Raw genomic sequence first — 10,358 nt, 5'->3', positions numbered from 1 at the left:
CTGGGCTCGCTCATCGTGCTGCTCGGCGCCCGGCTGAATGCGGAGATGGAGTACCAGACGGACGTCGACACGACACGCGGGCCACCGCGGCCGATGGGCCAGCGCGGCGCCTTCGTCGCCGATCACGTGGTGATCGAGGAGGACGGCAGGGACAGGCGGAACTAGGCCCGCACCACAGAACACCGCGCACCGCCCGCACGGCGGGAGCCTCCGGCGCAGAAGGACGTTATTACGAGATCCTCATCCGGTGGCTTCGCGCGGTGTGACATGCAACAGGCAGAACAGGATGGACGAAGGGAAGGGCGCGACCAGCTTGCCCGGCGCACCTTCGAGATCAGCGTGGTCGCGCTGCTGGCGACCGGGCTGTTCGTCCTGCTGTGGTATATCGGAGATGCGTTCCTCATCATCTTCGCCGGCATCGTGTTCGCCGCGCTTCTGGACGCGATGGTCACCGCGCTGGGGCGCGTGGTCGCCCTGCCACGGGGTCTGCGCTTCGCCATCGTGCTGGTGCTCTTCGCGCTCATCGGAGGGACCTTCCTGAGCACCTGGGGCCTTCTGGCCGTGCAGCAGATGACGGATTTCTTCTCCACCATAAGCCACCAGCTCGAGCATTGGCGCACGACGCTGGTCGGCGCCGGTTTCGGCTGGCTCGTGGGGAATCCCGGCACCGGCCTTGCGCCCATGCTGCCCAATCCCTCGGGGCTTCTGACCAGCGCCACGACGGCGATGACCAGCATCTTCGGCCTGGTCGGCAGCGCCATCCTGATCGTGATGCTCGGGGTCTTCCTCGGCTATGATCCGGGCAGCTATCGCAACGGCTTTCTGCGGCTCTTGCCGATGGACATGCGCGCGCGCATGGGCGAGGTGCTCGACGAGGTCGGAGGCACCCTGCGCTGGTGGCTGGTGGGGATCGGCATCAACATGTGCGTGATCGCCGTGTTCACCACCATCGGCCTGCTGATAATAGGCCTGCCGCATGGCATCATGCTGGGGGTGCAGGCGGGAATGCTCGCCTTCATCCCCACGATCGGGCCGGTGCTGGCCGCCGTACCGATCATCCTCGTCAGCCTGACCGTGAGCTACACCACCGTGTTCTGGTCGCTGGGGCTCTATCTCGCCGTGCAGACGCTCGAGAGCTACGTGCTGACGCCCGTGGTGCAGATGGAGGTGGTCTGGCTTTCCCCGGGCACGATCCTGATCGTGCAGCTGATCATGGCGGCGCTGTTCGGCGCCGCCGGCCTGGCGCTGGCGACGCCGCTGGCGGCCGTGGGCAAGGTGCTGGTGCACCGGCTCTATGTCGAGGACTGGCTCGGGGACCGCTCGGGGCCGTGATAGCGCTCGCGGCGAGGCCGCGAGGCGCTCCGTCGCGCCCGCTCAGACATCCAGCGCGAACGACTTGACGTCCTCGAGCAGCCGCTTGAGCTCGTTGATGAAACGCGCGGCGTCGGCACCGTCGAGCACCCGGTGGTCGAAGGCCAGGATCAGCGGCAGCATCAGGCGCGGCTCGGCGCGCGCCGTATCGAGGTTCTCGACATCGCCGCGCACCACCGGCATCAGCCGGGCCTGGGCGCAGCCGAGGATCGCGCTCTGCGGCGGGTTGATGATCGGCGCGAACGAGGTGCCGCCCAGCCCGCCGACATTGGTCACCGTGAAGGTGCCGCCCGTCAGGTCCTGCTTCGAGGGACGGCCGTTGCGCATGCGTTCGGTCAGCTCGGCCAGCTCGTGGGCGAGCTCTCGCACCGGCTTGCGCTCGACCCCGCGCACCACGGGCGTGATCAGCCCGCGCCCGGTCGCCACCGCGACGTTGATATTGTAGTAGTGCTTCAGCACCATCTCGCCCTTGTCCATGTCGAGGCTGGCGTTGAAGCGCGGGTGGCGGCGCATGATGGCCGCCGCCGCCTTCACGATGAAGGGCGTGAGCGTCAGCGACGGGTCGTCCTCTTCCCTCACCAGCCGGCGGCGCCAGCGTTCGAGCTCGGTGATGTCGGCCAGGTCCTGGTGCGTGACATGGGGAATCTCGGCCCAGGAGCGTGTCATGGCGCGCGCGGTGGCGGCGCGGATCGAGCGCAGCTTGACGCGTTCGACCGGGCCGAAGGCGTCGCGATCCTCCTGGGCGGCGCGATCCTCCTGGGCGGCGCGATCCTCTTGGGCTTCGGGCGGCGCGGCCTGCTCCGACGGCTCATCGCCAGCCTTCTGCGACCGCTTCTCGCGCGCCTTCTCCGACCTCTTCTCGCCGGCCTGCTCGTCCGCCTCGCCAAGCGCCGCCTGCACGTCCTCCAGCGTGACCTGGCCCTTGCTGCCGGTCGGCTTCACGTCGGCAAGCTCAAGGCCGTGGTCGCGCGCCAGCCGGCGCGCGGCAGGCGCGGCAAGGATCCGCGCGTCCTTATCGCGTTCCTTTTCCGAGTCGGGCCGGGGGGAGCGTCGCGGATGGTCTCCCTCCTCCTGTTCCGCAGACGCCGCTTCCTCGTCCGCACGGCGCTTGTCGGCGCGATCGGAAGCGGTCCGCTGATCGGTCTTCTTGGGAGCCTTTGGCTGCTTCTGCGACGCCTGCTCGGCCTCGTCCTCCTCAGGCTCCGCGGGCTCGGCCTCGTCCTCCTCAGGCTCCGCCTCCTCCGCCTCGTCCTTCTCAGGCTCCCCCTGGTCGGCCTCTTCTCCTGCAGACCCCTCCTCCTCGGGCTCTTCCTCGGCGGCCTGTGCTTCGGTCTCGATCACCAGCAGCACGTCGCCGACCTCGGCCATGTCGCCCTCGGAAACGCTGATCTCGGCGACGCGGCCGGTATAGGGCGAGGGCAATTCGATCGCCGCCTTGTCGGACTCGACGACCATCACGTCGTCACCCTCCTGGACGTCGCCGCCCTTGGAGACGAGGATCTCGTTGATCTCGACCTCGTGGACGCCTTCGCCCGGATCCTGGAGCTTGAATTCGCGCCGCATCGTGTCTCCTCGCTCAGTCCTTCATCAGGTCGCGCGCCTCGTTAACCACCCGCTGGACGCCCGGCAGATAATCCTGCTCGCGGGCGAAGTAGGGCACATGCACGTCCCAGCCGACGACGCGCCGGATCGGGACGCGAAGCGAGAAGAAGGCGCCCTCGATCACCCGCATGGCGATCTCGCCGGCGGGGCCATAGGTGATCGGCGCCTCGTTGACGATCATCACCCGGCCGGTCCTGCGCGCCGAGGCAACGATCGCATCCGCGTCGATCGGGGAGATGGTCTCGAGGTCGATCACCTCGGCCTCGATGCCGTGCTGGTCGGCCAGCGTGTCCGCCGCCTCGATCGCCCGGTGCAGCATGGCGCCGTAGGAGACGAGCGTCAGGTCATCGCCCTCGCGCACCGTCCGCGCCCGGCCGAGCTCGGCCGGCTCGGGGTCTTCGGGCACGTCCTCGCGGAAGGCGCGGTAGACCGCCTTGGGCTCCATGAAGACCACGGGATCGGGGTCCTCGATCGCGGCGCGCAACAGCGCGGCCGCGCGCCGCGGGGTGGCCGGAATCACCGTCTTGAGCCCCGGCATATGGCCATAGAACACCTCGCGGCTCTCGGAGTGGTGCTCCAGCGCGCGCACGCCAGCGCCATAGGGGATGCGGATCACCATCGGCACCGCATGCGCGCCGCGCGTGCGCCAGCGCATGCGGCTGACATGGTTCTCGATCTGCGCAAACGCGAAGTAGCTGAAGCCCGAGAACTGCAGCTCGGGCACCGGGATCAGCCCGTTGAGGGCCATGCCGACGGCAACGCCGATGATTCCAGTCTCGGCCAGCGGCGTGTCCATGACGCGCGCCTCGCCGAAGGCGTCTATCAGCCCCTCGGTGACGCGGAACACGCCGCCATCGACGCCCACATCCTCGCCGAGCACGACGACGCGCTCGTCCGCCTCCATGGCGGCATGCAGGGCACCATTGATCGCCTCGACCATGTTGAGGCCTTCGTGCTTCTTCTTCTCGGCCATGGCTCAGGCGTCCCCGACGCTCTTGCGGAATGCTTCGCGCTGGCGTCCCAGCTCGCGCGTCGGCTCCTTGTAGATGTGGTCGAACATCACGTCGGCCGAGGCCTTCTCGAGCTTTGCGATGCGCTCCTTGGCTTCCTCCCAGGCGCGGTCGATCTCGGTCTCGATCTCCTGCTCGAGCGACTCGATCATGCCGTCGTCGAGCTGGTCGCGGCTCTTGAGAAAGGTCTGGACTCGTGCGATCGGGTCGCGCGCCTCCCATTTCTCGACTTCCTTCTCGCTGCGGTAGCGGGTCGGGTCGTCGGCGGTGGTGTGCACCTCCATGCGGTAGGTCAGCGCCTCGATCATCGCTGGCCGGCCCTCGTCGCGGGCGCGCTCGACGGCCTCGTGCGCCGCCTGGTGCACGGCGAGCAGGTCGTTGCCGTCCACCTGGCAACTGGCGATGCCGTAGGCGTGGGCCTTCTGGGCCAGCGTCTGCGACGCCGTCTGGTGCGCGCGCGGCACCGAGATCGCCCAGCCGTTGTTCTGGCAGACGAACACCACCGGCACCGAGAACACCCCGGCGAAGTTGAGCGCCTCGTGAAAGTCGCCCTCCGAGGTGGCGCCGTCGCCAAAATAGGTCATCGCCACGCTCGGCTCGCCGCGCAGCTTGGCCGCGTAGGCGATCCCCACGGCATGGGGGAGCTGCGAGGCGACGGGCACGGCGTTCGGCAGATCGCGCGAGCCCTCGGGCAGCTCGATGCCCGCGTTCCAGCCGGCAGTGAAGACGAACAGGTCGGCCATCGGCAGCCCGCGCCAGAGCGCGGCAGCGGTTTCGCGGAAGGCGGGAACGAACCAGTCGTCCTCGCCGAGACATGCGATTGTCCCGATCTGCGCCGCCTCCTGCCCCTTGACGGGCGCGAAGGTGCCGACCTCGCCGCGGCGCTGAAGGTTCAGGAGCCGCTCGTCGAAGCGCCGCGCGCGCAGCATGGCTTCGTGCATGCGTTCGATCGGGGCGCTCTCGCTGTCCGCCGCAGCGTCGCCGACCAGTTTCCCGTCCGCTCCGAGGATCGCCAACGGCACGAATTCGGGCTTCGGCTCGGTGAGAATACTCGTCATGGCACAGATCTCGTTCCGGTACAGGCAGCGCAGGCGGCTCACCCGCCTGCAAAACCAACGAAACCATGCGTTCCGGGTTCCACGGCACCGGGGTCGGTCGCGCCGTCTCAGGAGCGGCGCGACCGGAAGGCTACTTGGTCGTGCCCGTGGCCTGGCTCGAGCCCGCGCCACCGCCGGACTGGGCGGCACCACTGGCGCCACCACCAGCGCCGGACTGCCCGTTCGAGCCCGAGCCCGACTGACCGCCGGTCTGCGCCTGGCCGGCTTTCTGCCCGCTGCCGCCGCTGGAGCCTTTGTTGCCTCCGCTGCCGCCACCCTGGTTTTGCGTCTGATTCTGTCCTTTGGGCGCAACGGGCGGGATTGCCGGCGGCTGGTGGTTGAGGTCGAGGGTTGCCTGCGCGGCGCCCTTGACAATCGTCAGCTCGACCGCCTGGCCCCCCGGCAGGAAGCCGCCCGAGGAGATCTTCGCGCGTAGGCCGTCCTGCACCAGGGCGGCGAGCTTCTTGTCGAGAAGACGGCGCACGTCCTCGCGGCTCTTGGCGCCCTTCAGATCGAGGCCGAGCTTGGTCGCGTCGATCTGGATCCGGACCGGGCTGGCGAGTTTCCCGCTCTTGGCATCGACCTCCAGCCCCACATGCGTGACGCGGCCGATCCTGCGCCCGTCGAGCTCGACCGCCGCGCCGCTGGACACGCCGCTGACGACCTTGGGAAAGCGCACGAAATAGGCGAAGCGGGCGCCCTGCATGGTCGCTTCCGCGCTGTCCCGGCCGCTATGAAGGACAAAGGAGGCCCCCGCCTGCGCCGCCGGACCGGCGAACACCGACGGGGTGTCGAAGGCGACCGCGCCCGTGAGCAGGGCCTGGAGCGGCGGGACGTGAAGGTTGATTCCGCCGGCGGTCGAGATCGAGATCCCGCCCGCCTGCCAGAACACCGTTCCCTTGCGCACCAGTTCCTCATGGTCGCGGTCGATGACGATGCGGACCTCGACGCTCTGCTGCGAGTGGGCAAGGCGGGTGCCGAGCACCTGCCCCACTTTCACCCCGCGGTAGAAGACCGGGGCGCCGCGCGTGAGGCCCTCGGCGCTCGTCGCCGTGAGCAGGAAGGTCCGCCCGGCCTGGGCCATCGCACTGGCGGGCGGCGCCTCAAGCCCCTGGAAGCTCGACGCCTTCGGCCCCCCGCCGGGCTCGACGCCCAGATGCGCCCCCGAGATCAGGCCACGCACGTCGCCCTGGGTGAGCTTCGGTTGGACGATCCAGAACTTCGTCTGTTTGCCGATGTGCGACGCGAGCGCGCCGTTCAGCAGCACCTTCAGCCGCACCTGCTTCAGAGTCTTGCCGAGGCTTATGTCAGTCACGTTGCCGACCTGGATGCCCTTGTACTGAACCGGGGCGCCGACGGTCACGCCCGGCGCCTCGGCAAAGCGCACGGTCACCTCCCGGGCGCCGACGACCCAGTACTGGTACACGAACCACCCGGCCAGCAGGGCCGCTGCGATCGGGACCAGCCAGACCCAGCCCGGCCAGTTGACGCGGCGCGGGTGCGCCTCGGGAACAGACCCCGGAGCACCGTCCGATTTCTGGGACTGATTCATCTTTGCGTCCTCGGTCATGAGTGATCCTCCGCCGCGTCCCACATCAGGCGGCTGTCGAAGTAGTGGGAGGCGAGCATTGTCAGCACGACAACCAGCGCGAACGGCAGGGCACCAGGACCGCCGCGCACGTCGGCGATGCCGGGATACGACATGACCGGCGCGGTGAGCGCGACGATGAAGGGATCGGTGAACGACCAGCGATTGATCTCGTGGATCACGCGATGCACCTCGGTGCGCAGGCGCAAGCCTTTCGCGCGGGGATATCTTATCCTGAAAGTCAGCCAGAGCAGCCCGATCAGCTTGACAAGCGGGATCAGGACGCTGGCGGTCAGGATAACCAGCCCGAAATACCAAAAGCCCTTATCGAACAGGATCGAAACGCCACGCAGAATATTGCGGTGCACCTCCGAGCCCAGCTGGACCGTCTCGGTCATCGGCAGCACCAGGGCGAAGGGGGCCAGCACCATCGCCGCCACGGTCAGCGCCATCGTGCGGCTGACGGCGTTTGGCTTGCGCCACTGCAGCCGGCGGGCGCAGCGCGGGCAGCGGTCCCCCGGCTTGCGGTCCGCGAGCACCTGGTGGCAGGCATCGCAGGCAATTCCGTGGGCGGCGTCGGGCGCGGCCTCGTCCGGGCGGATGGCCTGCCAGATCCGCCGCCGGTTGAGCGAGGCATCGCCGACCAGCAGCAGGACGGACGCGGCGACGAAGCACCAGCCGCCCGGCTCCACGTCGGCCTGGATCTGCGCCGCCAGCCGGGTGTAGGTCACGCCAGCCGCGAGAACATAGACCTCGGGCATCGACCAGATGCGCAGGTTCTCGACATAGCGGAACAGGCGCCCCTGCCAGAGCCCGCGGTAGCCGAGCCGGAGCCCTCCGAGCACCGCGACCAGCATGATCGAGCGCAGGATCGGCACCACGACGACGAAGCAGCCCACGAAAACCGCCAGGACCGGCCAGCCGTCCGTCCAGTAGGTGATGGCGCCGTCGACCACGCGGGCCTCGATCGACGGCCCGTAGAGGCTGGAGCGCATGACCGGCAGGACATTGCCGGGAATGAGCAGCAAGAGCCCCATGGCCGTGCACGCAAGGGCCGCCCCGGCGCTGCGCCCCGCGCCGCGCTCGAGCGCGTTGCCGCATCGCCAGCAATAGGCGTTGGCACCTTCGGGCAAATCCGGGATGTGCTGGCGTGCGCCGCAATCGGGGCACGCGACAAGCAACGCGCCCCCCGGCCGCGTCAACGATCCCGTGACACTTTCCGCCCCCATCGCCATGGTCATGCTGGCATAAACGCCAGCAGGCCTGATGGGTTGCATAGGGCCGCGGCGCCTGTGCAGCGCTCGCGCGCCTTGGCTGCCCCCGCCTTGGCTGCCCCCGCCTTGGCTGCCCCCGCCTTGGCTGCCAAGGAACGTTTCGGGCCGGATTGGCGTTTATGCGGGCGAATCGCAATCAACCCAATGTGAAGGAGATTGTCATGCGCGCAAGTGCACTCGGAATCCTAGTCGGCGCAGCGCTCGTGCCCGGCATCGCGCTGGCCTCTGACGTCCAGGCGCAAATCGCCAGCGGCTTCACCAAGCTCGGAATGGCTCAGGCGCAGAGCCAGTGCTACGGCACGGTGATCGACAAGAATCTCGACCCGAGCATGAGCAAGAAGGCGGCGTCGATCGTGACGACCGCGAAAGACGCCTCCGACGTCGAGAACGGCGTGAAGCACTCGAACCCCCAGATCATCAAGGCCTTCATGGCGGCGAAGAGCCAGTGCGGGACCTAGGCCCGCAGGGAACACCCACGAACTTCGTCCGCAAAGGCCGGAGGGCTGCGTCTATACGGCAGCCCGATCCGCCTTCTTGAGGACTGGGGCGATGGTTACGAACGCGGGGACGAACGCGGGTCTGCCGAGCGCGCGAAAGATCTGCACGGGGTCAGCCGGGGCAGCCGGACCGTCCCGCGGGGCCTGGAACATCACCAGCGAGCCCTGGGCGCCTCACGGTTGGGTCGCACCTGCCCGCGAAGGCCCGCGCGATGTTGCCCCGCCAACCTCGCCGTTCGCCCGAGATTAAAAAAATCTCAGGTGCGAGGCATGCATCCGTAATCCGCGATCAACACATGCACGGGGCATGGTCGGATCACGGGGGCGTCGGATCACGGGGGCAAGGGGAGCAATGCAGCGTGCGATGTTCGAATCTTTGAAAATCATGACTTTCACGGCGGCGACGGTCATCCTGACTATGGCCGTCTTCGGCGTCGCCGCGATGGGTCTCGCCATATGTACTCTGTGGGCTATCGTATCTGGCTTGATCTACCGACAAAGCCTGCGAAACGCCATGTGCACGGACATGTGCACGGACCCGAAGACAGTCGTGATCGAAGGGCGGTGCCACGAGGCGCCTGCCGATCGGGACTGGCCGGGAAGCGGGCGCGTTCCATTTCTTTGATCGATTGCGGCCCGGCCCGGCTGGGCCGCGGCCCAACATCCGACCCAAGGCGGGAGTTCGACGATGAGCGCGACGAGATCCGAAGTACCCGCGCTGGTGCTGCAGGGCGGTGGAGCCCTCGGCGCCTACCAGGCCGGCGCCTACGCGGAACTGGCCAATGCGGCCTACCTGCCCGGGTGGATCGCCGGAATCTCGATCGGCGCGCTTAACGCGGCCGTCATCGCCGGCAATCCCGTGGAGCGCCGGGTGGAAAAGCTCCAGGCGCTGTGGGACGGCCTGTCCTCGACGCTGCCGGGCGGGCCGGTGGTGCCGGGCACGCTGGCGCGCGCGACTTTCAACGAGGCCAGTTCGGCAATGGCAGCCGCGGCGGGAATCCCGGGCTTCTTCTCGCCCCGGTTTCCGCCGCCCGCTCTCATGCCCGCCGGCTCGACCGAGGCGATCAGCTATTACGACACCGCGCCGCTGCGCCGCACGCTCGAGCGTCTGGTGGATTTCGACCTGCTCAATTCCGGGTCGGTGCGCCTCAGTGTCGGAGCGGTGAACATCTGCACCGGCAACTTCACCTATTTCGACACCGCAGACATGCGCATCGGGCCCGAGCACATCATGGCCAGCGGCGCGCTGCCCCCGGGCTTCCCGCCGGTCGAGGTGGATGGCCAGCTCTACTGGGACGGCGGCATCGTCTCGAACACGCCGCTGCAATACATCCTTAACGAACGGCCTCCGCGAGACGATCTGTGCATCTTCCAGGTCGACCTGTTCAGCGCCCGCGGCCCCATCCCGCGCACGCTGTGGGAGGTCGAGCAGCGCGAGAAGGAGATCCGCTTCTCGAGCCGCACCCGGTTGAACACCGACATGATGAACCGCTTCCACCGGATGCGCGGCGCCGCCAGGCGACTCTCGGAAAAGCTGCCTGAGGAGTTGCGGGACGATCCCGACATGCGAGCGCTGCTCGAGGCCGGGACCGATGCGGCCATCACCATCGTCCACCTGATCCACCGGCGAGAAGCCTACGAGACCCAGTCGAAGGACTATGATTTCTCGCGCCTGTCGGTGCGACAGCACTGGGACTCCGGCAGCGCGGACGTGCGCCGAACCCTCCGACACGCAGCCTGGCGCGAGCGCAAGCGCCCCGAGCGCGGCTTCGCTGTCTTCGACCTTGCGCGCGACGCAACGGACTAAAGGGAGCCCGGACCATGAAAATCGGAACCGTCACGGAGCGCGCCTTCGCGATGCCGCTCACCAACCCCTCCTACCCGGCGGGGCCATACCGCTTTATCGACCGGGAGTTCAT

Annotated in this window: 8 protein-coding genes; 3 read left to right on the top strand and 5 right to left on the bottom strand. The window is 68.2% G+C overall.

Translation table 11 applies throughout. The annotated features are described in order from the left end of the window. The first annotated feature begins 267 nt into the window (after window positions 1–267). The gene (locus AC32QD_RS01805; RefSeq protein WP_492008767.1) at window positions 268–1,332 is read left to right on the top strand and encodes an AI-2E family transporter; all 1,065 of its coding nucleotides are present in this window, start codon (window positions 268–270) and stop codon (window positions 1,330–1,332) included. A 42-nt stretch (window positions 1,333–1,374) separates the two neighbouring features. Here the strand turns inward: AC32QD_RS01805 and AC32QD_RS01800 are convergent, their stop codons facing one another. The 5 genes from AC32QD_RS01800 to AC32QD_RS01780 all read right to left on the bottom strand — a co-directional run bounded on the left by AC32QD_RS01800 (window position 1,375) and on the right by AC32QD_RS01780 (window position 7,801). Beyond that, window positions 1,375–2,934: a dihydrolipoamide acetyltransferase family protein gene (locus AC32QD_RS01800; RefSeq protein WP_492008766.1), complete on the bottom strand. Its 1,560-nt coding sequence runs from the start codon at window positions 2,932–2,934 to the stop codon at window positions 1,375–1,377. Window positions 2,935–2,947: 13 nt separating this feature from the next. Beyond that, window positions 2,948–3,946: an alpha-ketoacid dehydrogenase subunit beta gene (locus AC32QD_RS01795; protein WP_492008765.1), complete on the bottom strand. Its 999-nt coding sequence runs from the start codon at window positions 3,944–3,946 to the stop codon at window positions 2,948–2,950. A gap of 3 nt (window positions 3,947–3,949) precedes the next feature. Next, window positions 3,950–5,041, bottom strand: a complete 1,092-nt coding sequence (pdhA, locus tag AC32QD_RS01790; protein ID WP_492008764.1) for a pyruvate dehydrogenase (acetyl-transferring) E1 component subunit alpha — start codon at window positions 5,039–5,041, stop codon at window positions 3,950–3,952. A 130-nt stretch (window positions 5,042–5,171) separates the two neighbouring features. Next, a complete protein-coding gene (locus tag AC32QD_RS01785) occupies window positions 5,172–6,650 on the bottom strand; it encodes a PqiB family protein (RefSeq protein ID WP_492008763.1) in 1,479 nt (492 codons plus the stop codon). Then, complete coding sequence (locus AC32QD_RS01780; protein ID WP_492008762.1) at window positions 6,647–7,801, bottom strand: paraquat-inducible protein A; 1,155 nt, start codon at window positions 7,799–7,801, stop codon at window positions 6,647–6,649. Before AC32QD_RS01780 ends, AC32QD_RS01785 begins: the two co-directional genes overlap by 4 nt. A 302-nt stretch (window positions 7,802–8,103) precedes the next feature. Between AC32QD_RS01780 and AC32QD_RS01775 the strand changes: the two genes are divergently transcribed. Both AC32QD_RS01775 and AC32QD_RS01770 read left to right on the top strand, forming a co-directional pair. Continuing rightward, the gene (locus AC32QD_RS01775) at window positions 8,104–8,400 is read left to right on the top strand and encodes a hypothetical protein (protein ID WP_492008761.1); all 297 of its coding nucleotides are present in this window, start codon (window positions 8,104–8,106) and stop codon (window positions 8,398–8,400) included. A gap of 727 nt (window positions 8,401–9,127) precedes the next feature. After that, window positions 9,128–10,246, top strand: a complete 1,119-nt coding sequence (locus AC32QD_RS01770) for a DUF3734 domain-containing protein (protein WP_492008760.1) — start codon at window positions 9,128–9,130, stop codon at window positions 10,244–10,246. Window positions 10,247–10,358: the final 112 nt, after the last annotated feature.

Source organism: Thermohalobaculum sp., from assembly GCF_058622915.1.
The sequence above is the reverse complement of the archived record's forward strand: the minus strand, read 5'-3'. Positions and strand labels throughout refer to the sequence as shown.